Source organism: Sphingobium cyanobacteriorum (genome assembly GCF_030580935.1).
GTDB lineage: Bacteria > Pseudomonadota > Alphaproteobacteria > Sphingomonadales > Sphingomonadaceae > Sphingobium > Sphingobium cyanobacteriorum.
Map to the genome: position 1 here is coordinate 53,916 of NZ_JAUQOM010000011.1, position 21,519 is coordinate 75,434.

Here is a 21,519-nt window from a genome sequence, read left to right on the forward strand (position 1 = left end):
ACGACTATGGCGCAGCCCGCGGGCCGCGATCAAGCGCGACGCGCTCTTTTCGCCAAAGGCGGCGGCAGTGCTGAGCCACGGCGTCAGCCCTTGGCAAACCGCCCGATCCGGTATGGCTCCATCGGTATATCCGTCCCGCCCGTGGCGATGATCTCCGCCATCGTCTCGCCCACACCCGGCCCGATCTGAAATCCCGACCCGGAAAAGCCGAAGGCGTAATATAGGCCGCTGGTCGTCGCGCTCGGTCCCATCACCGGCTGGCTGTCGGGCATATAGCCTTCGATGCCGGACCAGACACGAATGATGTTGAGCTTGCCCAGCGCCGGCGCCAGCCGCCTGATCTGCTGCAACTGGGTCAGGGTATTTTGCGGCTCGACATAGGCGCGATACTGGTCGGGGAAGGATGGCCCGCGTGTACTGCCGCCCAGCACGATATTGCCGCGCGCCACCTGCCGGAAATAGACCGTCTCTTCCTCGATCGGCGTCATCACGCCGACGGCAGGCAGGATGGCATAGGGGACCGGCTCGGTGACGCTCATATTCGGTCCGCGTGACACGATCGGCACCGGCTCGCCAAATTGCGAGGACAGCGCATTGCCCCATGCGCCTGCGGTAATCAGCAGGATGGGCGCGCGAAAGGTCCGGCCGTTGGCGGCGGTGACGATGAAATCCTCGCCCACCTTCTGCGCGTCGACAATCTTCGTATTTTCATGGATGATCGCACCCAGCTTCTGCGCCGCGCGGGCAAAGGCCGGGGCGGCCAGGCGCGGATTGGCGTGGCCGTCCATCGCGGAATAGGAACCGGCCAGCACGTCCGGCCCGAAAAAGGGGAATTTGTCGCGCAACGCATTGCCGCTCAACAGTTCCAGGTCCAGACCTTCCAGCCGTGCCTTGGCGGCATAATCCTCCATCGATCCCACCAGTTCGGGCCGCTCGCGATAGCAGACGCGGATATGCCCGGACTGGAGATATTCGACATCCGCGCCCAGCAACTCACGCGACCGGCGCCAGATGGCGCTGGCGCGATTGGCCAGCGGCAACTGATGGATCGGGCGGCCCTGCCGCCGCACATTGCCGAAATTGGTGCCGCTTGCCTGCCGCCCGATCAGGTCGGTTTCCAGCAGCGTGACCGAAATCCCGTGACCGCGCAGGAACAGGGCGGCGGATGATCCCATCAGGCCCCCGCCCACTATGATGACATCGCTTGCCCCGTTCACTTTTCGTCTCCAATGCCGATGTTGATCGGCTTGACCGGCGCCTGGCCCCGCAATCGACCGACCTGATCGACCGGGATGCCCGCTTCCGCGGCGATCAGTTCGGCGGCGGCAAGGCCGCAATAGCGACCCTGGCACCGGCCCATGCCGACCCGGCTGAACGCCTTGGCCCGGTTCGCCTCCTGCGCGCCCGTCTCGCGCATCACCGCGCGCAGATCACCCGCACTCACACCCTCGCAACGGCATAGCACCGCATCGTCGGGCAACGCTGCGGCCTGTGCGGACGGCCATGGAAAGGCCGTCGCCAGGCCGCGCGCGAACTTCGCATAGGTCGCCACCTCGCCGCGCAGGCTGGCCGTCACCCCCTTGTCCACCGGCAGGCCCAGATCAGCCAGCGCCGCCAGCGCCGCCAGCGTGCCGCTGGCCTCGGCCGATCGTGCGCCCAATATCCTTGCCCCGTCGCCCGCCAGATAGACGCCCGCCACGCTTGCCCGCCCGTCGCCATCGCGTTCCGGCAACCATTGCCGCGTGTGCGAATCGAACGCGAAGGCGCAGCGCGCCAGGTCGGCCAACTGGGTTTCGGGTCGCAAATGATGCCCCATCGCCACCGCGTCGCAGGCGATGCTCTGTTCCTTGCCGCCGCTGTCGCGGAACCGCACGCCGTTGACGCCCGTATCGGGATCGCCCAATATCTCCACCGGCGTCACGCCCAGATGGACCGGCACGCCAGCGCGCTTGATCGCCTGGGTCAGCTTCACGCCGTTCCACAGTATCGATGGCACTGCCAGCAGGTCGGGCAGCGCCTTGACCCGCGCGGAAAAGGGCGACGTGTCCAGCACCGCCGCCACGGCCGCTCCGGCCTCCACATATTGGCTCGCGACCAGATAGAGCAAAGGCCCGGAACCCATGAACACCACGCGATGCCCGATCGACACCGCCTGGCTCTTGAGCGCCACCTGCGCCCCGCCCAGGCTGTAACTGCCCGCATATTGCCAGCCCTTGACCGGCATCAGCCGGTCGGTGGCCCCGGTGCACAGAAGCAGCGCGTCGAACGGCAATGCTGTTTGACCTGTCCCACTCGCTGTCCACACATGGCGGTCGGCGATGTTCCAGACCAGTGTTTCGGGCCGATAGTCGATCCGGTCCCTGATCGCATCAAAAGCATCATGGACCGCCTGTGCCCGGTCCGCCTCCGTGCCGTACAGCTTGGTATAGGGCCGGGTGAAATTGTCCGGCTGGCGGCGATAGATCTGCCCGCCCGCGTGCCGCCCTTCGTCAAGGACGATCGGTTGCAGCCCCGCCGCGACACAGGCCTGTGCGGCGCGCGTGCCTGCGGGGCCGGCGCCGACGATGATTATGCGTTGCTCGGCCATGTCGACTCCGGCTGGCTGGTGACGATGCGCTGGCCGGCTGTGGCCAGGGTGGAACAGGCGCGCAGCCGTTCGCCGCTGCTGGTCCAGACCCAGCAATCCTGACACGCCCCCATCAGGCAGAAGCCGGCACGCTTTTCCGGTCCGAACTCGCCCTGGCGCAGCGTGCCGCCACTGGCGAGCAGCGCCACCATCAGCGTGTCGCCTTCCAGCGCTGTGACCGGCTGGTCATCGACATACAGGGTGACGGGCGGGCGATCGGTTTCGCCCAGTCGTACGAACCGGCTCATGACGGGCACAGGCTTTCTGCTCCAAGATGGCAAAGGATGCGGTTGCCCTTCGCCAGCGGGTGGCGGGGCGGGGGTGTGATATTGCACAGTCCATCCACCCGCGCGGGACAGCGCGGCAGGAAGCGGCAGAGATCGGGATGGTCGCCCGCCGCGCCGATCGGCGGTGGCCCGCGGCCGGCATGGCTTTCCTCCAGCCAGCCCGCGCGCATTTCCGGCACCGATCCGATCAGCAGGTCGGTATAGGGATGGAAGGGCGCGGTCTGGAATGCGGCGCGCGGTCCCGTTTCGACCATCGTGCCCGCATAAAGGACCAATATGTCGTCGCAGATCGCCTTCACGGTCGAAATATCGTGGCTGATGAACATGGTGGCGATGCCCAGTTCGCGGCGCAATTCCGCCATCAGGTCCAGGATAGCCGCGCCCACCACGGTATCCAGCGCCGACGTGACTTCATCGCACAGGATCAGTTGCGGATCGGCCGCCAGCGCCCGTGCCAGGTTGACGCGCTGCTTCTGCCCGCCCGACAGGCCGCCGATATTGCGGTCGATCAGGGTCGCGGGCAGGCGAATGAGGTCCATCAGCTCCATCACCCGCAGATGCGCGGCATTGCCCTTCAGCCCGTGATAAAAGGCCAGTGGCCGTTCCAGTATCTGCTGCACGCTATGCGCGGGGTTCAGTGCGGTATCGGCATTCTGGAAGACCAGTTGTACTCGCCGGAACTGGTCACGGCTGCGCCCGGCCAGTCCCGGCGGCAATGGTTCGCCATCCAGCAGCACCTGCCCGCTCGCGGGGGGCAGCAGTCCGGCGATGACCCGTGCGATGGTCGACTTGCCCGACCCGGATTCGCCGATCACGCCCAGCGTGGCGCCGCGCTCGATCGTCAGGTTGATGTCGCGCAGCACCGGCATGCGCGGCCGCCCGGCCTTGTCAATCTTGCCATAGCCCGCCGTCAGCCCGCGAATTTCGAGCAAGGGCGCGGCCGGCACCGCCGCCCTGGCCGGTGTCGGCCGCATCGCGGGCCGGGCGGCCGCCATCAACGTCCTGGTATAATCGTCGGCCGGACTGTGCAGGATTTGCGCGGATGCGCCGGCTTCGCGGATGCGTCCCTGATTGAGCACGACGATCTGGTCCGCCATCTGGGCCACCACGGCCAGGTCGTGCGACACATAGATGGCGGTCGCGCCGCGTTCGAGCACCACGGCCTTGAACGCGCGCAGCACCTCGATCTGGGTGGTGACATCCAGTGCCGTGGTCGGTTCGTCCAATATGATCAGTTCGGGATCGGTAATCAGCGCCATCGCCGCCATCAGCCGTTGCAACTGCCCGCCTGACAATTGGTGCGGATAACGCGCGCCGATCGTGTCGGGGAAGGGCAGGGCCAGCGCCCGGAACAGTTCGACCGCCTTGGCTTCCGCCTTGTCGCGCGGCATCAGGTCGTGGATCAGGGCGGGTTCCACTACCTGATCCATGATCGTGCGGGATGGATTGAAGGCCGCCGCCGCGCTTTGCGCGATATAGGCGATGCGATTGCCGCGCAGTTGCGCCAGCGCGGTGCGATCCAGCCTGGTCAGTTCCGCGTCGCCCACACGGATTGATCCGCCCGCGATGGTCGCGCCGGGCCGGGCATGGCCCAGCAGGGTCAGGGCGATGGTCGTCTTGCCCGATCCGCTTTCCCCGATCAGTGCCAGCACCTCGCCGCGCTTCAGCGCGAAATCAATGCCACTGACGATAGGGAATGTCTCGCCCTGCGCATTGCGCGCAGTGACGCACAGGTCTTTCACCTCGATATGGGGTCTGTCGGTCATCGGCCTTTCCCCCTGCCCGGCAGGGCATCGATCAGCAGGTTTACGCCCACGGTCAGTGTCGCGATCGCCACCGCCGGCGCCAGGATCGCAAGCGCCCCTTCGCCCAGCCCGGAAATATTCTCGCGCACCAGCGATCCCAGGTCTGCGTCCGGCGGCTGGACGCCCAGCCCCAGGAAGGACAGGCCCGACAGCAGCAGCACGATGAATACGAAGCGCAGGCCGAAATCGGCGAGCAGCGGATGGATCATGTTGGGCAGCACTTCGGCGATGGCGATGTGGAACCGTCCCTCGCCCCGTGCCTTGGCGACCTGCACATAATCCATCTGGACCAGATTTACCGCCAGCGCGCGGGCGATGCGATAATTGCCCGGTACATAGGTGATCGCCGCGATCAGCAGCAGCAGCGGCAGTGACGATCCGAACGCCGCCACCAGCACCAGTGAAAAAATCTTGGACGGGATGGATATCAGCATGTCCATGAAACGGGACAGTGGCTCGTCGACCCTGGGCCCGCCTACGGCGGCGGTCAGCGCCAGCGCCGTCCCGGTCGCGCTTGCCAGCATCGCGGCGGCGGCGGCCAGCCCGACGGTATAGCGCGCGCCCGACAATAGCCGGCTCAACACGTCGCGGCCCAGATAGTCGCTGCCCAGCCAATGGGCGGCCGAATAGCCGTCGAACACGTCATAGGCGACGAAGGCGCCGACGGGGTAGGGTGCCAGCATCGGCCCGAACAGGGCTATGGCCAACCAGAAGATGACCAGCATCAGGCCGATCTTGCCGGACAGCGGCAGGGCTTTCGCCTTTTGGAGAGACACAGCGATCATTGTGCACGCAACCTGGGGTTGGCAAGGATCGCGGTGACATCCGCGATCAGCATCAGGATCAGATAGGCCGCGCAGAAAATCATGGCGCACGCCTGGAGCAGCGGCATGTCGCGGCTGGTGACGGCGTTGACCATCAGGCTGGCAAGCCCCGGATAGTTGAAAATGGTTTCCACGATCACCGCGCCGCCCAGCAGGTAGGACAGGCTCAATGCCATGGCGTTGACGATCGGCGCGATCGCATTGGGCATGATATGCTTGAGCACCACCTGCACCGGCGCGACACCCTTCAGCACCGCCATTTCGACATAGGGCCGGTCCATCTGGTCGATCACCGCCGCGCGCGTCATCCGCGCCATTTGCGCGATGACGACGACGCTCAGCGTCAGGATCGGCATCGCGACCCCGCGCAGATACTCGCCCCAGCTCATCTCGTCGGAAACAAGGGCGATCGAAGGCAGCCAGCGCAATTCGACCGAAAAGAGCAGCACCGCGATCGTCGCCACCAGAAATTCCGGCACCGCGACCATCGACAGGGTGGTGATGTTGAGCGCCCGGTCGATCCGGCCGCCCCGATTCATCGCCGATCCGATGCCGATCGCCAGCGCCGCCGGCACCGCGATCAGGGCGGTCAGCGCGGCCAGCAACAGGCTGTTGGGCAGACGGCTGGAAATCACTTCGGCCACCGGCATGTTGGCGACCAGGGACTGGCCCGGATCGCCGCTCACCATGCCGCTCAGCCAGCTTGCATAACGGACCGGCGCGGGACGATCGAGGCCCATTTCGTGCCGCAGCGCCGCCACCTGTTCGGCGGTCGCGCTTTGTCCCAGCGCTTCCTGCGCGGCGTCGCCGGGCAGCAGTTGCGCAATGACGAAGATCGTCATCGACACCAGCAACAGGGTCAGCAGCGACGATGCGAAGCGTTTGCCGATCAGGATCAGCGCGGCCTTCATGCCGCTGAAAGTCGCAGCACCCGCCATCAGCCTTCCCACCACACATGTTCAGCGAATTGATAACCCATCAAGCCCCCCAGCGACACCGGCCGCAGGCCCTTCAACCGCCGGTCATATCCGTCGATCAGGCTGATAAAGACCGGAATGCCGACCCCGCAATGGGCGCGGACCAGCCCCTGCATTTCGCCATAAAGCTGCTTGCGCCGTCCCTGGTCGGCCTCGCCCCGCGCCTCCAGCAGCAGTCGGTCGAAACGCGGATTCTTCCACCCGCTCTCGTTCCAGGCCGCATCGGACTTGTAGAACAGGCTGAACAGCAGGTCGGCGGTCGGCCGGGGGTTGGTGTTGCCGAAACCCAGCGGGTGCTTCATCCAGTGGGTCGACCAGTAACCATCCGCCGGCACGCGATTGACCGCCAGGTTCAACCCCACGCGCGATCCATATTCCTGCAATATCGAGGCCATGTCGACCGATCCGTCCGCCGCCGGCGACGCATAGACCGGCAACCGCACGCCGGTCAGGCCGGCGCGTTGCAGATGCCAGCGCGCCTTGTCCAGGTCGAGGCTCGTCTGCGGCAGGTCGGCGCGATAATAAGGGTGGAAGGGCGGGATCGGCTGGTCATTGGCGATCGTCGCATAGCCGCGATAGAGCGCCCGCTTGATCAGTGGCCGGTCGGTCAGATATTTCATCGCCGCGACGAAATGCGGATTGCCCGTTGGCAACTGGTCCTGCCGCATGATCAGGTTGGTGTAGAGGCTGGACGGCGTTTCCAGCAGGCCATGGCCGCGCGATGCCATGACCCGCTTGGCCGATCGCGGATTGACCGCGATCACCAGTTGGACATCGCCCGACAACAGCGCGTTGACCCGGCTAACCTCGTCGGGAATGCCGATCAGCTCGATCTCGTCCAGCCAGGCCTTGCCCGGCTTCCAGTAATTGGGGTTGCGCCGTACCAGGGTCCGCACGCCCGGCCGGAACTGCGTCACCATATAGGGGCCGGTGCCGTTGGCGGTGCGGAAATCCCTGGTGCCCGCGCGCAGGATCAGGAAATGCGATTGCGCCAGGATCGCGGGCAGATCGGCATTGGGTCCGGTCAGGCGGATGACGACATCCTGTTTCCCCGCCGCCTTCACCTCGGCAAATTGTTCGGCAATCGTCGCCAGCTTCGATCCGACCGCCGGGTCTTTGTGCCGCAGCAGCGACCAGACGACATCTTGCGCCGTCAGGCTCGCGCCGTCATGGAATGTCACGCCCTTGCGCAGCCGGACATGCCAGACCGTCTGGTCGTCGCTCACGATCCGTTCGGCCAGCGCTGGTCGCGCGATCAGGTCGCCGCCCATCTGCGTCAGCCCGCTATAGACCATATAGTGCCGCACATAGTCGGTCGACAGCGCGCCCTTGGCGGGGTCGAGCGTGTCGGCGGTCGAGCTGGACAGGCTGGCCACGCGGATGTGACCGCCCCGGCGCGGCTTGCTGGCAGCCAGCACGCTGTCAGGCAGCAGCAGTCCCGCCCCAAGGCCCAGCCCTGCGCCGATCAGTCCGCGTCGCGAAAGAGAGGCAAATTCGTCCATCAATGGATCATATCCTGCCATTTGTACCACAGGCCCACCAGCGGCAGGAACCACGGCTTGCCAAAATGACCCGGCACGCTCGGCCAGTCGAGATTGCCCCAGGGATTGGCCGCCACGTCGCCGGCCATCACCCTGGCCATGGCCTGCCCCATATAGGTCGCCATCTGCACGCCATGGCCGCTATAGCCCATCGAATAGAAAATCCCGTCCTGCTCGCCCGCGCGCGGCAGGCGGTCGGCGGTCAGGTCGACCATCCCGCCCCAGACATGGCTGACGCCCACGCCCTTCAGAGCCGGGAAAATGTCGCCCATCACCTCTTGCAATATATGGCCGCTCTTCAGGTCCGATCGCGGATCGCTGATGGCAAAGCGCGCCCGCCCGCCAAAGATCAGGCGATTGTCGGGCGTCAGCCGGAAATAATTGCCGATATTCTTGCTGGTCACATAATTGCGCCGGTTCGGCAGCAACGTTTCGACCAGCGCATCGTCCAGCGGATCGGTGGCGATGATGAAGCTGCCGACCGACACGATCCGCCGCCGGAAAAAGCCGAAGGGCGCGGCGGCCGGCGCGCCGCCGGTCGCGACCAGTATCTGGGCGGCCGTCACCTGTCCCCTGGGCGTCGTCACGCGCCAGCCGCCCGTCACCTTGTCCATGCCGGTGACGGGCGCCTGCTCGAAAATCCGCGCCCCGGCGCGCGCCGCCGCTTCGGCCAGCCCCACGCCAAAGCGGGCGGGATGCAATTGCGCGCTGGTCGTCTGGATCAGCGCGCCGTGGAAGGCGTCCGATCCCACTTCCTCGCGCATGCGGTCTGGCGGCACCAGCCGGACATTGTCGTCCACTTCCGCACGCAGCAGGTCGTGCGCGCGGGCCAGCTTGTCATAATGGGCGGGCTTGGCGGCCAGCTTCACCCGGCCGCAGCGACGGAAGGCGCAGTCTATGCCTTCCTGTTGCGCGATCCGTTCAACCATGTCCACCGCGTCGCAATGGACGCGATAATAGGCTTTGGCGATATCCTTGCCGAAGCGGGCGGACAGCGCCCCATAATCATGGGCCGTGCCATTATTGCACTGGCCCCCATTGCGTCCCGAAGCCTCTCCGGCCACCTGTCCCTGTTCCAGCAGCATGACGCTGGCACCTTGCCTCGCCAGCGCCAGCGCGGCCGACAGGCCGGTGAAGCCGCCGCCGATGATGGCAACGTCCACCTTGCCCCCGACCTCGCCCTGCGTCCCGCCGGTAAAGGCGGGGGCGCTGGCCAGCCAGTAGGAGAGGGAGGGGGCCGTCATGGCGCGCTTACAGCCCCACGACCGCCGGCAGGCAGCCGATATGGGGGATTTCCACGTCGCGATAGAAGGGGTTGGACGGCTCATGGCCGCGCCCCACGAACACGCGACAGCCAAAATGCAGGTCGGTCGCCGTATTCTGGTCATAGCGGAAGCTGGAGGAGACATGCATCATGTCCTCCGGGTTCGCGCCCAACTGGTCGAACATATATTCGAACGCCTGCATCCGCGGCTTGTACGCCTGCGCCATCTGCGCGGTATAGACGGCGTGGAACGGCGCACCCAGCATCCCCACATTGTGATGGATCTGGTCGTTCATCGCGTTGGACAGGATGACGAGCGGAATCTTGTCGCCGATCTTGGACAGGCCGCCGGGCACATCATCATGCGGGCCCCAGGTGGGAACCGCGAAATAGATGGAATCGGCGTCGGCCTCGCGATATTCGACTTTCCATTTCTGGCAGGCGCGACGCAGCGAATTGCGGATAACGTCCTGATAGGGTTCCCACGGACCCAGCACCTGATCCAGGCGATAGGCGCCCCAGTCCTTGCAAAAGGCAGGCAGATTCTCTGCGGCGATGCGATCGGCCATGAACTCTGTCGCCATCGTGGCCATGCGGAAACGGGTGAGCGTGCCATAGCAGTCGAAGCTGATATATTTGGGCCGGAAATTGGGCATTGGCGGAGCGTCCTTTGCAGGTTCTGAAGGTGGCTTGGGATGCCGTTTGACAACAGCATTACGACATGGCGGGGGCGGAACATGCGCCCGATTGCTTTGGGTCGCGGCGCAGATTTACGGCTTTATCACGATCCTTTCGGCATAGTTTGCCGCGCGCCCTGCGGGGTGGCAATCGGGGGGGCGGGACAGGGTGGAAAGGGTTGGTTCTGCCCCATGCGCGGCATGGAATGTCGCACGCTCAATAGCCCCGGTTGCGGGGAACTTCGCCGTCCAGCGGCGCGCCCGATTGATGACGGCGGATATTGGCGATCAACGCGCGCGCGGCGCTGTCCGCGCGGGTCATGCTGGCGATATGGGGGGTGATGATGATGCGCGGATGCGCCCAGAATGGGTGATCGGCGGGCAATGGTTCGGGGTCGGTCACATCCAGCACCGCACCCGACAAATGCCGTTCGTCGAGCAGCGACAGCAGATCCTGCTCCACCAGATGCCCGCCCCGCCCGACATTGATCAATGCCGCACCATGGGGCAGGTGCGACAGCTTCTCCCGGCACAAAATGCCACGAGTCTCGCCGGTCAGCGGCAGCAGGCAGATCAGGATGTCGCACTGCGCCAGAAAGGCGGGCAATGCCGCCGTCCCGGCATGGCAGGTCACGCCCTCGATCGCGCGGGGCGAGCGGCTCCATCCCGACAGCGGAAAGCCGAACGGGGCAAGCGCGCCCAGCACCGCCTGCCCCAGATTGCCCAGCCCCATCACGCCGATCCGCCGCGCGCTCGCTGGCGTGAGCGTGATCGGCGCCCAGCGGGCCTGGCGCTGCGCTTCGCGATAGTCGATCAGGTTCCGGTGCAACGCCAGTGCCGCCATGGTGACATATTCCACCATGCCGGCGGCAATGCCCGGCTCGATCATGCGGACCACGCGAACATGGGGCGGCAGGGCGCTCATGTCGAACTGATCGATGCCCGCCCCGATCGAAAAGAGGATGTCCAGATTGGGCAGGCTGGCGATCAGTTCGGCCGATGGACTCCAGGCGGCGAGATAACGGATCATGGCGGGATCATGCGGCTGCGACGGATCGACAAAGGCGATGTCGCGCGCTTCGTCCGCGAAGATCGCGCGCCAGATGCGACCGCGTTCGGGATCGGATGTGTAGAGCAGGGTCATATATGCGCCTTTCGGGGGGTGGGGCGGCGGCGCTGGGCGCGGGCCTGCCACCACAGGATCGGGCCGGACAGCGACAGGGCGGCCAGCACCAGCGCCACCAGCACCAGCAATGCCGGACCGGCCGGGCCGATCACGTCGCCCGCATGGATCGGCAGTACGACCATCCACATCGCCCCATTCGTCTCGGCGCGGGTCGCGCGAATGATGCGCGGCTGGTCCAGCGTGACGATGGCGCGATGGATGGCGCGGGCGTTGCGTTCAGGCGCGGCGAAATTCACGATCATCCGGCCGCCATCGATCCGCAGGTCGCGCAGGCTGTTTTCGGGAAAGGCGCTTTGCGCCAGGCGCAGGCTGCGGTCGATCATGGCGGGCGGCGCGGCCGATGGCATCGCCGTCGCGCCGCCATCGGTCAGTTCCGGGACGATCAGCAGCAACCCGGTGCCCGCGATCAGGATCAGGAAAGCGGCGGCGACCACGCCGGTCGTGCGATGCGCCTGCCGCAGCACCAGCCGGGGCGACAGGGACCAGCGGATCGTCAGCGCCTTGGCAAAATTGCGCCTGGGCCACCAGAAATAGAGCCCGCTCACCGCCATCATCAGCAGGGCGATCCCATTCAGCATCACCACCGTCATCCCGGCCTTGCCCGCCAGCAAGCGGTAATGGATCTGCAATGCCGCCTCGACCGGAAAGGTGAACAGGCCGCCTTTGCGCAGCAGCGCGCCACCCGCCGGATCGATCGATGCATAGGCCATATGGCCCTGCCCGTCCTGCAATTGCGCGAACCAGGTCGCGCCTTCGCCATCGGGCGCGAACAGGCGGGTGACATGATGGCCCGGCAGGGCGCTTGCCGCGCGCGCGACGGCATCCCCGGCGGAAATCACCGGCCCGGTCCCCCGGCTCGTCATGCCGGCCGGATCGATCAGGCGCGTCGCCGGCCCGCGATAGAGCAGCAGCGCCCCGGTCAACGCCTGGACCAGCAGAAAGGCCGCCATGGCCAGGCCGATGATGCGATGAATGCGAAGCCATTGCGGACGGGTCATGCAGGTGCCTCATGCGGCAGGAAAAAGAAAAGGCCGCCGACGTTCCCGGAACTTGGAGGGAGGAACGTCGGCGGCCGGTCGGGACAGGGCGGCGTCCCGAATGTCACAGGTCTTTAAAAGTCGAAGCTCGCCCGCACCGTGAACGACCGCGGCATCCCCGGCTGGATCCACAGCGCCGCGTAGGAGCTGGCATAATATTTCTTGTTGAACAGGTTATCGACATTGGCCGACAATTTGATCTGGTCCGTGATGTTGAACGACCCCAGCACCTTCGCGATGGTGTAGCTCGGCAGGAAGAAGGTCGTCGCCGTCTCGCCCAGGCGACGGCCGACATGGCTCACGCCCGCGCCCAGCATCGCTTCATGATCGCCGATCGAGAAATTCTTGAACAGCAGGGCGTTGCCCTGATGCTTGGGAATGTTGATCAGCGGATCGCCCTTGCGGATCGGCGCGGCGAAATTGGGGTCCAGGGCATTGGTGGCCCAGCCAGCGTCGGTATAGGCATAGGTCACGAACAGTTCGAACCCGGCCGGCAGCTTGGCGTTGATATCGAACTCCACGCCTTGGCTTTCGGCCGCGCCGACCGGCTTGGAAAAGCCCGCATTGACCGGATCAGTGGTCAGCACATTGTTCTTCTTCATCTTGTAGAGAGACAGGGTGCTGGTCAGGCGACCATCGGGCGTCACGAACTTGGCGCCGACTTCATAGGAGCGGCTCGTTTCCGGCGCGAACGGCTGGCCGTCGAAGCCCACGCCGCTGTTGGGACGGAAGCCCTTGCCGTAGCTGGCGTAGAAGGACAGGCTGCTGGTCGGCTCGAACACCAGGCCGGCCATCGGGCTGAACTTGGTATAGGATGCGCGGGGATTTGTGCCGTTCAGGCGCAGGTCGATGTCCTGGCTGAAATCGTCATAGCGTCCACCGAACCGCACCTTGAACTGTTCGGTGATCTCGATCTGGTCCTGCGCATAGATGCCCCAGGCCTTCTGGATCTCGGTCGCATTCTGGATAACCGCAGTCGGGATTTTATCCGCGATCGTATAGTCGGGATTGAAGATGTCGATCGCGTAGGACTGGTCCGCCGCGCTCGGCCGGTAACGGGTCTGGAAGGTCTTGATCTTGAACTTGTCCCAGTCCGCGCCGATGCGGATATTGTGGACGATCGACCCGGTTTCCAGCTTGCCGCTGATTTCACCGCGGAACACCATATGGGTGGTGCTGTAATCGCGATAGCGGCGCTGGCGCGACAGGGTGCGGCCATCGGCATAGATGCGCTGGCGACCTGCAATCGGGTTGTTCAGATTATAGACGAGTTCGGGATCGCTCGAAAAACCCTTGAAGGTCGTATCCTTGTACCCCGCGCCCAGCATCAGCGTCCAGTCGTCGCTGAAATCATGCTGATATTGCGCCTGATGGCCCAGCACCTCGACCTTGGTGGGGCCGTCATTGGGGTTGCCCAGGAAGCGGCTATTGGGGATCGCACCCAGATTATAGCTGATCGACTTGTCGGCGTTGATCGTCGGGATCGCCACCACACCGCGTTCGAACGGGACTTCCTGGTTCACATATTCCAGTTCGTATGTGAAGATGTCCTTGTCCGTCAGCTTCGCCAGGAAGGACGGGGTCAGCGTATATTTTTGCGTCTCCACCGTGTCGCGGAAGCTTTCCGCCTGTTCGGACGACCCGTTGATGCGCACCGCGACGGTGTCGGACAGCGGCAGGTTATAGTCGGCCTCGACGCGATAGGTTTCCCAGCGCCCGGCGGACACGGAGAAGCTGCCACCTTCCTTGAAGGTCGGCTTCTTGGTCACGATGTTGATCGTGCCGCCCGGCTCGCCGCGCCCGAACAGGGCCGAATTGGGGCCCTTGAGCACTTCGATCCGCTCGACATTGGATGCATCGCGCGGGCCGCCATAGCCACGCCCGCCGTTGAAGCCGTTGACCAGGAAGCCGCTCGGAAAATTCTCGTCGCCGGCAAAGCCGCGGATCGCGAAACTGTCCCACAGGCCGCCGAAATTATTCTGCTTCGACACGCCACTCGCCAGTTCCAGCGCGGTGTCGAGCCGGGTGATGTTGAGGTTGTCGAGCAGCTTGCCTTCCAGGAACTGGACCGCCTGCGGGATTTCCTTGACCGGGGTGTCGCCGAAATATTGGCGCTTGAGGCCGGTCACGACGATTTCCCCATCGGGGGTCGCGGCGGGCGTCTGCGCCTGCGCGGCGGAAGAGAGGGCGAGGACGGCGGTGCCGGCGGCGAAGGCCAGGCGGCGTGCGGATGATGGTCGCATAATGTTTAACCCCTTATAAAATCGCTATTGCCCAATGTCCTGCGAAACGGGGGGACCGGCTGGTCGTCTCTGTTCCCGCGCGGACTTATGTCCTGTCATCGGGGCCGGTCCGTCGGGTGATTGATCACCTCTTCTTGCATTCGAGGCTAGATCGCGTGACGGAAATATTACATCAAACTTGGCGTATCGAACGGTGCAATATTGTGAATCCGGGGGCCTTACGGCAGGAAAATGCTGTGCCCGATTTTTGACCGGAATGCACCAAAATCCTTGGGAAATGGCCGCCTTCCTGCGAGGAAGGCGGCCCAGGAGACCCTAACGCAGGACCGTCAGAGATATTTGAGCCACCATATGTCCTTGCGGCGCTGTTTGAGCTGCGCGAACCAGCGGGTGGGGAAGTAGAGAACCGGGATCAGGATCACGACCCAAAGCCATACCCAGCGCAGTTGATCGACGCCGAACACCGTGCCCTTGGTCGGTCCATACAGGACGAGCGCGACATTATAGAGCGCCTTGAGGACATAGAGATGCAGCACATAATAGAACATCGGCGCGCCGCCCAGCAGGGCCAGGTGCGGCATCAGCTTGCTGCCCTCGAACCGTTCGAACAGGGCGAGCAGCAGGCAGCCGGTGCCGATGGTCGGCATCAGGAACAGCAGTGATGGCGGATATTTGGTCAGCGCCAGAAAGCTCATGACGGTGCGCAGCGGCGTTTCGCCCACGAACCATGGCTTGTCGCCATAGACATTGAGGTAACGGATGGCGATGAAACCGGCGATCATGCCCAGCCCCAGCATCGTCAGCCGCCGGATGCGCGGGGCAGGATCGCTGCCGCGCGCGAACCACGGCCCGCAGGCATAGCCCAGCAGGATCACGCCGATCCATGGCAGGATCGGATAGGTGGTCTTGACCGCGATCCCGCCCACCTCGATCAGCGACCGCTGGTGCAGCACCGCCCAGATCGCATAGCCCGGCTGGTCCGCCGTCAGTCGGATCGGATCGAGCAGATTGTGGAGGCACACGATCGCCAGCCCGACCGCGAACTGCGCCGGGCGCGGCAGGTGCAGCAGCGCGGCGAGCGCGATCATGCTGATCCCGATCGCCCAGATCACCTGCAACCAGATCGCCGTGGGGGGAAAGGCGGGCGCCTGCGTCGGCCAAGCGTAGCCGACCACGGTGAATTCCAGCACGATCAGGAACAGGCCGCGCTTGAACAGGAATTCGGATACCTGGCCCTTGCTGTGCGACTGGCCATAGAGCCAGGCGGACAGGCCGGTCAGCGCGACGAAGGTGGGCGCGCAAAAGGTCGACAGCAACCGGGTGAAGAACAGCCCCGGATCGGTCGTGTTGGCGTTCACCGGGTCAGTGACCTGCAAATGCAGGAACCATGTTTCGCGGACATGGTCGACCAGCATGAACAGCATGACCAGCCCGCGCAGCGCGTCGATGGCGATCAACCGCGTCCGTGCCTTTGCGGCCTCGATCGGCGGCGCGGCGGCCCGAAGGCCGATGGGGGGCGCCTGCCCTGCAACACTGTTCATCTGTCTGTCCCTCGCTTGGCTCTTCATGCCCCCTTGGGCAGGAAGAGATCCTTGTAGAAGCCGACCGTCTTGACGGTCACGGTCACGGGCGTTTCGCCCTTGTTACGGAAATACCAGCCATGGGTGCCATCGAACGGCGCGGTGAAATCGCCCCGGCCATCTGACAGCTTCAGTTCCTTCCAGTAATCGGTGAAGGAACCGTCGGTGGCGTTGGCCTTCTCGCCATGCATCTCGGCCTTCACCGGGCCGCTCGCTGTCCACATGAAAACAAAGCTGTCGCCCTTGACCATATGCGCCTTCACTTCCTGGCCGCTATGCGGCGCCAGGGTGATGGTCATCTCGTCCTGACGCCAGGCGGCCGACCTGGCGATCGTTGCCTTGGTCGGGATCGCGATGTCGGCCGGCGCGGCGGCTTGCGGCGCGGGCGCGGTTCCGGTCGCTGCACCCGCGACCATGCCATTCAGGCCGATCGCGCTGCCGATGCCGGTCGGGTCGATGCCATATTCGGCCGGCAGCACGAACAGGGTGACGATCGCGATCGCGGCGATCGCGGCGCCCCCGGTCGCCTTGGCCAGCGTGGCGGGCGACGGGCTGATGCGGGGGGGCAGGGCGGATGCGTTCTGTACGGTCATGTCAGGCCCCCTGGGTGAAATAGCCGGCCAGTTGATAGCCGATGAGGACGAAGCCGGCGGTCATCAGCGCGGCGTTGGCGATGATGGCGCTGCGGTTGAAACCGGGCGACAGGCGCCACAGGTTCATCAGCAGCAGGATGATCGCCAGCGCCATGAACTGGCCCATCTCGACGCCCACATTGAAACTTATGAGATTATATATCATTCCGTCTCTTGCCAGTGTCAACTCCTGCAACTTCGTCGCCAGGCCGAAACCGTGGAAGAAGCCGAAGATCAGCACCGCCGCCCTGGGATTGGGCGCAATGCCGAACCATGTGCGGAACCCGTTGAGATTGTCGACCGCCTTATAGACCACCGACAGGCCGATGATCGCGTCGATCAGGAAAGGATTGGCCCGGATATCGAGCAGCACGCCCAGCAGCAGCGTGCTGCTGTGCCCGATCGCGAACAGCGTCACATAGGCGGCCACATCCTTCATCCGGTAGAGGAAGAAGATGACACCCGCCAGGAACAGCAGATGGTCGTATCCTGTGACCATATGCTTGGCCCCCAGATACATGTAGGGGATGATGTTGATCCCCGATGCGCCCTCGATGAACGCCTTGTCATTCTCATTGACGCCATGCGCCCAGAGCGGGGCGCTCAGCAGCGCCAGGGCCAGCCCCAGGAACACCAGCGCGACCCGCCGCACGCCTGGAAACAGAAGCGGTGGGCGGGTCGCGCCGTACATGGCTTATTGCGCCTGGAAGGTGGCGAAGCTCTTGGCGCCGCTCTTGTCGACCAGCGCGACCACCAGCTTGGCACCCTTGGCCGGCTTGAAGCCCGCGGCGCTCAGCCTGTTGCCGCCTGCGGGCTTGAGCGCCGCTTCGGTCTTGGCGCCCGCGGCGGTCTGGGTCAGCTTGGCGGTGAAGCCGGCCGCCGCCAGCGGTTCATCCTCTTCGCTCAGATACACGTCGACCCCCTTGGGGCCGGCGACCAGTTCGATCATCGTTTCGCCGGTCATCTGGACCAGGCCGCCATGTTGCGGTTTCATGCTGCCATGGGCGTGCAGCATCGCGGGCGCGGCCATCATCGCGATGGCGGCGATGCCGGTGCGGAACAGGTCGGATTTCATCATGCTCTCCTTGGAAACGGGGTGGCGCGCAGCCGGTATCATTCCGGCAGATGCGGCAGGACGAAGGACAGGGAGGCGCGATATTCCTCATGATCGACCTTCTTGTCGGTGGTCTGGCCGACATGGATCGCCATCAGGACATTGAGGCCCTGATTGCGCAGCTTGATCATGGCCGTGCCGTCCGTGCCGGTCTTGGCTGGCGCGGCTTCGTCGGGATCGTTGACATAATCCTGCATCACCGTCGCGCCGGCGATGGGCTTGCCCTTGTACAGGACGCGCACCTTCATCGGTTCGCCCATCTTCTGCGGAATGGCGATGTCTGCGGGCACGATCTGGAGCACATGCCCCTCGAACAGCGGCACCGGCTTGGTCGGCACCTGGTTCAGATGGACGGCATATTTGAAATTATGCTCGGCCAGCGTCGCATTGGGCACTTCGTCGCGCCCCTTGTTATGCCATTCACCGTCCGGCGTCTTGCTCCAATAGCCATAGTCCATGACCGCCGCGACGGCGGCGACCGGCTCGTCGCTGTCCACGACCGGGATCGCGCCGGCGGTACGCAGCGACGTGTTCACCGGCGCCCAGTCGGCGTCATAGCCGGTGACGCTTTTGACCAGTGGCAACCGCTTGACCGCATCCAGATCATCCGCGCCGACGCCATAGACCAGCGCCAGTTGCTTGGCGCGCGGTGCGAACCAGATGCCATGGGCGCTGAGCGGTGCGGCCATGCCGGCCAGAGTTACGGCGCCGATGGCGACCGTGGCGAGACGTCTGAAAGGCATCTTCTGCTCCTCGATAGGGGGGGTCCCTTGATGGTCGAGGCTATGATGCGGACGCGACGGAATGTTCCGAATCTGTGACATGGCCAGGTGGAAAATGTTAAAAAGACGGCTGGCGAAGCATAGTGCTTCGTCAGCCGTCTTTTTGCGATCCTCTCGCAAGTGCGGAGGGGGGAAGCCCTGTCGGGCCAGTGGCGCGCGATCGGCCATTGTCTCCTGCTGGAATGGTGGATTACTGAAATCCGGCCTTGTCGCGCAGGCGGCGCATGGCCGGACGGATCATCACCCTGTCGGGAGTCGTGCAATGAAAAGCCGCGCCGCCGTTGCCTTCGACCCGATGACCGCCCATGTCCTGTCCTTGCGGCAATTCAGCAAGGGCGTTGACCTGATGCATGCGGGCCAATCCATCCGCAGCGTCATGTTGTTCTGATCATATCAAGGAGACGGATCGATGTTCACCCATGTCATGGTCGGATCGAACGACCTGAACGCATCGCAGATATTCTACGATGCGCTGTTCGCCGCGATCGGCGGCAATCCCGCCATGCGCGACGACAGGGGCCGCTTGATCTATGTGCATGGCGGGGCCATGTTCATGGTGACAAGGCCGATCGACGGCCAGCCCGCCTGTCCGGCCAATGGCGGCACCATCGGTTTCGCCATGGCGTCGGCGGAGCAGGCCGAGGCGTGGCATGATGCGGGCGTGGCGGCCGGCGGTGCGAGCTGCGAGGATCCGCCGGGTATCCGTAACAGCCCCCTTGGCCCGCTCTACCTCGCCTATCTGCGCGACCCGGCCGGCAACAAACTGTGCGGCGTATATCGGGCGGGATGATCGTGAACGCGCAGGCATGAAACGCTGTCTCATCAGATGGCATCATCTGATGGGACAGCCCGTAAAATCCAGAAGCTGGTGCGGTTGATCCGATACCATCGGATCAACCGCACCATTGGCATGCGCGGATTGATCCGGCGCGTGCCAATGGTGCGTGGGTCAAGGCCGTGACGCACGCATTTTCCCCCTAGTCCGCCCAAGTTAATTCGTGTAGATGAAATATTCATGGATGCGAATTTATTAGATAAGGGCGGAGAGACGGCGCTTCTGGTCCCGCCGGGCCTGCTCTGCGATTCGCGCATGTCCGGCAATATGCCGTCCGCCTTCGCTGATGGCGGGTGGCTTTACGGCGACGACGATCGGCTGGCCGGCCCGCTGCCCGCGCATGCCGCGCATTTTCCTATCATCCAGTCCAAGGAGAGGTGTGAATGACTGACAAGACCCTGCAACAGTTGCTCGATGAAAAGGGCGATATCGTCCACTTCCTGCGCAACCAGCAGACCGGCCCCAACGCCTATCCCGGCGTGCCCGCCGAATATAGCAACTGGCGCGACGAGCAGCGAAGCTGGGCGCAAAGCGCGGTCCTGTTCAACCAGAGCTTCCACATGGTCGACCTGCTCGTCACCGGCCCCGGCGCGTTCGACATGCTGGCCTATCTCGCCCCCAACAGCTTCAAGGGCTTTGTCCCCAACCGCGCCAAGCAATTCGCGCCCGTCACGCCCGAAGGCTATGTGATCGGCGATGTCATCCTTTTCTATCTGGAAGAAGAAAAGTTCGAACTGGTCGGCCGCGCCCCTTCGATCGAATGGGTCGAATATTGGGCCTCGACCGGCAAATGGGACGTGAAGGTCGAACGCGACGAACGCACCGCCGCCCGCCCGCTCGACAGCCAGGGCTATCGCCGCAACTACCGCTTCCAGTTGCAGGGGCCAAACGCCATGCCCGTGCTGGAAAAGGCGATGGGCCAGACCCCGCCGGACCTCAAATTCTTCCACATGGCGCCGATCACCATCGCGGGCGTGGAAGTGCGCGCGCTGCGCCACGGCATGGCCGGCCAGCCGGGCTATGAACTGTTCGGCCCATGGAAGGATTATGACACCGTCCGCAACGCTTTGATCGAAGCGGGCAAGGATCATGGCCTCACCCTCTGCGGCGGCCGTACATATCCTTCCAATACGCTGGAATCCGGCTGGATTCCTTCGCCGCTGCCCGCCACCTACACCGGCGAAGGCTCAAAAGCGTTCCGCGAATGGCTCAGCGCCAACAGCTATGAAGGCAAATGCTCGCTCGGTGGCAGCTTCGTATCCGACAATATCGAGGATTATTATCTCAACCCGTGGGAACTGGGCTATGGCATCATGGTCAAGTTCGACCATGACTTTATCGGCCGTGAAGCGCTGGAAAAGATCAAGGATCAGCCGCACCGCCAGAAGGTAACGCTGGCGCTGGACAATGAAGATATCGTCCGTGTCATGAGCTCCATGCTCCAGACGGGCGACAAGGCGAAATTCCTCGAATTCCCGACCGCCGTTTACAGCATGCATCCCTATGACGCGGTGCTCAAGGACGGCAGGACCATCGGCCTGTCGACCTGGATCGGCTACACGATCAACGCCGGCCGCTTCCTGGCGCTGGCGATGGTCGATGCGGAATATGCGACGCCCGGCACCGAAGTCACCCTGCTGTGGGGCGAACCCGATGGCGGCACGTCCAAGCCCACCGTCGAACCGCACGTCCAGACCGAAATCAAGGCGATCGTCTCCTCGGTCCCCTATTCGGAAGCCGCGCGCGACAATTATGCCGACGGCTGGCGCACCAAGGCCGCCTGACTATCCTCTTGAGCGGAACAGGACGGGGGGTGCCGACAGGCGCCCCCCCTTTTCATGCGGGAACGCACATGCCGCTCCCGCAAGCGGGATTAATGCCCATCTGTATTTTCTGCCTGGCGTTGCTTGTCGCAGCGCATCTTTCATGGCCGTCCGTACAGTTCCGGCGCCACCCGCCCGCCAAACCCCTTCCAATGTAGGATTTTGTCTGATCTGTCCTTGCAGATGGACCAGTATCCCTGCGCCTTCCCGTCCGCCTCTGCGGCCCTGTTGCTCTGGTATCGCGCGCCCGTCGCGTCCCCGTCGCGTCGCAGTGACCTGATCGTGG

Annotated in this window: 21 protein-coding genes; 3 read left to right on the forward strand and 18 right to left on the reverse strand. The window is 64.3% G+C overall.

The features are described 5' to 3' along the window. Window positions 1-83 precede the first annotated feature (83 nt). From Q4610_RS17130 to Q4610_RS21845, 18 genes are all read right to left on the reverse strand, one after another. Complete coding sequence (locus tag Q4610_RS17130; RefSeq protein WP_304537192.1) at window positions 84-1,217, reverse strand: NAD(P)/FAD-dependent oxidoreductase; 1,134 nt, start codon at window positions 1,215-1,217, stop codon at window positions 84-86. After that, window positions 1,214-2,587, reverse strand: a complete 1,374-nt coding sequence (locus tag Q4610_RS17135) for an FAD/NAD(P)-dependent oxidoreductase (protein WP_304537193.1) — start codon at window positions 2,585-2,587, stop codon at window positions 1,214-1,216. Before Q4610_RS17135 ends, Q4610_RS17130 begins: the two co-directional genes overlap by 4 nt. After that, the gene (locus Q4610_RS17140) at window positions 2,569-2,874 is read right to left on the reverse strand and encodes a (2Fe-2S)-binding protein (RefSeq protein ID WP_304537194.1); all 306 of its coding nucleotides are present in this window, start codon (window positions 2,872-2,874) and stop codon (window positions 2,569-2,571) included. The genes Q4610_RS17135 and Q4610_RS17140 overlap by 19 nt, the downstream gene beginning before the upstream one ends. Continuing rightward, complete coding sequence (locus Q4610_RS17145; protein ID WP_304537195.1) at window positions 2,871-4,679, reverse strand: ABC transporter ATP-binding protein; 1,809 nt, start codon at window positions 4,677-4,679, stop codon at window positions 2,871-2,873. Before Q4610_RS17145 ends, Q4610_RS17140 begins: the two co-directional genes overlap by 4 nt. Next, complete coding sequence (locus Q4610_RS17150) at window positions 4,676-5,503, reverse strand: ABC transporter permease (protein WP_304537196.1); 828 nt, start codon at window positions 5,501-5,503, stop codon at window positions 4,676-4,678. Before Q4610_RS17150 ends, Q4610_RS17145 begins: the two co-directional genes overlap by 4 nt. Then, window positions 5,500-6,480 (reverse strand): ABC transporter permease, encoded by a 981-nt coding sequence (locus tag Q4610_RS17155; protein WP_304537197.1) that lies wholly within the window; start codon window positions 6,478-6,480, stop codon window positions 5,500-5,502. The genes Q4610_RS17150 and Q4610_RS17155 overlap by 4 nt, the downstream gene beginning before the upstream one ends. Then, window positions 6,480-8,021: an ABC transporter substrate-binding protein gene (locus Q4610_RS17160; protein ID WP_304537198.1), complete on the reverse strand. Its 1,542-nt coding sequence runs from the start codon at window positions 8,019-8,021 to the stop codon at window positions 6,480-6,482. Before Q4610_RS17160 ends, Q4610_RS17155 begins: the two co-directional genes overlap by 1 nt. Further along, window positions 8,021-9,304, reverse strand: a complete 1,284-nt coding sequence (locus tag Q4610_RS17165; protein WP_304537199.1) for an NAD(P)/FAD-dependent oxidoreductase — start codon at window positions 9,302-9,304, stop codon at window positions 8,021-8,023. Before Q4610_RS17165 ends, Q4610_RS17160 begins: the two co-directional genes overlap by 1 nt. A 7-nt stretch (window positions 9,305-9,311) precedes the next feature. Beyond that, window positions 9,312-9,980: a haloacid dehalogenase type II gene (locus Q4610_RS17170; protein ID WP_304537200.1), complete on the reverse strand. Its 669-nt coding sequence runs from the start codon at window positions 9,978-9,980 to the stop codon at window positions 9,312-9,314. Between the two features lie 238 nt (window positions 9,981-10,218). Further along, window positions 10,219-11,145 (reverse strand): 2-hydroxyacid dehydrogenase, encoded by a 927-nt coding sequence (locus Q4610_RS17175; RefSeq protein WP_304537201.1) that lies wholly within the window; start codon window positions 11,143-11,145, stop codon window positions 10,219-10,221. After that, entirely contained in the window at window positions 11,142-12,185 is a 1,044-nt protein-coding gene (locus Q4610_RS17180; protein ID WP_304537202.1) for a PepSY-associated TM helix domain-containing protein, read from the reverse strand. The genes Q4610_RS17175 and Q4610_RS17180 overlap by 4 nt, the downstream gene beginning before the upstream one ends. 113 nt (window positions 12,186-12,298) lie before the next feature. After that, window positions 12,299-14,467 carry a TonB-dependent siderophore receptor gene (locus Q4610_RS17185; RefSeq protein ID WP_304537203.1) on the reverse strand — a complete coding sequence of 723 codons (2,169 nt, stop codon included), beginning with the start codon at window positions 14,465-14,467 and terminating at the stop codon, window positions 12,299-12,301. Between the two features lie 329 nt (window positions 14,468-14,796). Next, window positions 14,797-16,008: an acetyltransferase domain-containing protein gene (locus Q4610_RS17190; RefSeq protein WP_304537204.1), complete on the reverse strand. Its 1,212-nt coding sequence runs from the start codon at window positions 16,006-16,008 to the stop codon at window positions 14,797-14,799. A 23-nt stretch (window positions 16,009-16,031) separates the two neighbouring features. Continuing rightward, a complete protein-coding gene (locus tag Q4610_RS17195) occupies window positions 16,032-16,640 on the reverse strand; it encodes a hypothetical protein (RefSeq protein ID WP_304537205.1) in 609 nt (202 codons plus the stop codon). A 1-nt stretch (window position 16,641) separates the two neighbouring features. Further along, window positions 16,642-17,370 (reverse strand): HupE/UreJ family protein, encoded by a 729-nt coding sequence (locus Q4610_RS17200; RefSeq protein ID WP_304537206.1) that lies wholly within the window; start codon window positions 17,368-17,370, stop codon window positions 16,642-16,644. Between the two features lie 3 nt (window positions 17,371-17,373). Next, window positions 17,374-17,757: a hypothetical protein gene (locus Q4610_RS17205; protein WP_304537207.1), complete on the reverse strand. Its 384-nt coding sequence runs from the start codon at window positions 17,755-17,757 to the stop codon at window positions 17,374-17,376. A gap of 35 nt (window positions 17,758-17,792) precedes the next feature. Beyond that, complete coding sequence (locus tag Q4610_RS17210; RefSeq protein ID WP_304537208.1) at window positions 17,793-18,536, reverse strand: DUF4198 domain-containing protein; 744 nt, start codon at window positions 18,534-18,536, stop codon at window positions 17,793-17,795. Window positions 18,537-18,765: 229 nt separating this feature from the next. After that, the gene (locus tag Q4610_RS21845; RefSeq protein WP_425262582.1) at window positions 18,766-18,927 is read right to left on the reverse strand and encodes a hypothetical protein; all 162 of its coding nucleotides are present in this window, start codon (window positions 18,925-18,927) and stop codon (window positions 18,766-18,768) included. A gap of 57 nt (window positions 18,928-18,984) precedes the next feature. Between Q4610_RS21845 and Q4610_RS17220 the strand changes: the two genes are divergently transcribed. The 3 genes from Q4610_RS17220 (at window position 18,985) to desA (ending at window position 21,194) form a co-directional block, all read left to right on the forward strand. After that, window positions 18,985-19,365, forward strand: coding sequence for a VOC family protein (locus tag Q4610_RS17220; RefSeq protein ID WP_304537209.1), 381 nt, complete (start codon window positions 18,985-18,987; stop codon window positions 19,363-19,365). 225 nt (window positions 19,366-19,590) lie between these two features. After that, entirely contained in the window at window positions 19,591-19,797 is a 207-nt protein-coding gene (locus Q4610_RS17225; protein ID WP_304537210.1) for a hypothetical protein, read from the forward strand. After that, complete coding sequence (desA, locus tag Q4610_RS17230; RefSeq protein ID WP_304537211.1) at window positions 19,794-21,194, forward strand: syringate O-demethylase; 1,401 nt, start codon at window positions 19,794-19,796, stop codon at window positions 21,192-21,194. Before Q4610_RS17225 ends, desA begins: the two co-directional genes overlap by 4 nt. The last annotated feature ends 325 nt before the right edge of the window (window positions 21,195-21,519 follow it).

Bases quoted from the DNA above. Each gene is read 5' to 3' on its own strand.
- Q4610_RS17155 (WP_304537197.1), bottom strand. From the start codon at position 6,480: ATGGCGGGTGCTGCGACTTTCAGCGGCATGAAGGCCGCGCTGATCCTG.
- Q4610_RS17225 (WP_304537210.1), top strand. From the start codon at position 19,591: ATGGATGCGAATTTATTAGATAAGGGCGGAGAGACGGCGCTTCTGGTC.
- Q4610_RS17200 (WP_304537206.1), bottom strand. From the start codon at position 17,370: ATGTACGGCGCGACCCGCCCACCGCTTCTGTTTCCAGGCGTGCGGCGG.
- Q4610_RS17160 (WP_304537198.1), bottom strand. From the start codon at position 8,021: ATGGACGAATTTGCCTCTCTTTCGCGACGCGGACTGATCGGCGCAGGG.
- Q4610_RS17210 (WP_304537208.1), bottom strand. From the start codon at position 18,536: ATGCCTTTCAGACGTCTCGCCACGGTCGCCATCGGCGCCGTAACTCTG.
- Q4610_RS17195 (WP_304537205.1), bottom strand. From the start codon at position 16,640: ATGACCGTACAGAACGCATCCGCCCTGCCCCCCCGCATCAGCCCGTCG.
- Q4610_RS17175 (WP_304537201.1), bottom strand. From the start codon at position 11,145: ATGACCCTGCTCTACACATCCGATCCCGAACGCGGTCGCATCTGGCGC.
- Q4610_RS17205 (WP_304537207.1), bottom strand. From the start codon at position 17,757: ATGATGAAATCCGACCTGTTCCGCACCGGCATCGCCGCCATCGCGATG.
- Q4610_RS17140 (WP_304537194.1), bottom strand. From the start codon at position 2,874: ATGAGCCGGTTCGTACGACTGGGCGAAACCGATCGCCCGCCCGTCACC.
- desA (WP_304537211.1), top strand. From the start codon at position 19,794: ATGACTGACAAGACCCTGCAACAGTTGCTCGATGAAAAGGGCGATATC.
- Q4610_RS17165 (WP_304537199.1), bottom strand. From the start codon at position 9,304: ATGACGGCCCCCTCCCTCTCCTACTGGCTGGCCAGCGCCCCCGCCTTT.
- Q4610_RS17145 (WP_304537195.1), bottom strand. From the start codon at position 4,679: ATGACCGACAGACCCCATATCGAGGTGAAAGACCTGTGCGTCACTGCG.
- Q4610_RS17220 (WP_304537209.1), top strand. From the start codon at position 18,985: ATGTTCACCCATGTCATGGTCGGATCGAACGACCTGAACGCATCGCAG.
- Q4610_RS17135 (WP_304537193.1), bottom strand. From the start codon at position 2,587: ATGGCCGAGCAACGCATAATCATCGTCGGCGCCGGCCCCGCAGGCACG.
- Q4610_RS21845 (WP_425262582.1), bottom strand. From the start codon at position 18,927: ATGCATCAGGTCAACGCCCTTGCTGAATTGCCGCAAGGACAGGACATG.
- Q4610_RS17150 (WP_304537196.1), bottom strand. From the start codon at position 5,503: ATGATCGCTGTGTCTCTCCAAAAGGCGAAAGCCCTGCCGCTGTCCGGC.
- Q4610_RS17180 (WP_304537202.1), bottom strand. From the start codon at position 12,185: ATGACCCGTCCGCAATGGCTTCGCATTCATCGCATCATCGGCCTGGCC.
- Q4610_RS17170 (WP_304537200.1), bottom strand. From the start codon at position 9,980: ATGCCCAATTTCCGGCCCAAATATATCAGCTTCGACTGCTATGGCACG.
- Q4610_RS17190 (WP_304537204.1), bottom strand. From the start codon at position 16,008: ATGAACAGTGTTGCAGGGCAGGCGCCCCCCATCGGCCTTCGGGCCGCC.
- Q4610_RS17185 (WP_304537203.1), bottom strand. From the start codon at position 14,467: ATGCGACCATCATCCGCACGCCGCCTGGCCTTCGCCGCCGGCACCGCC.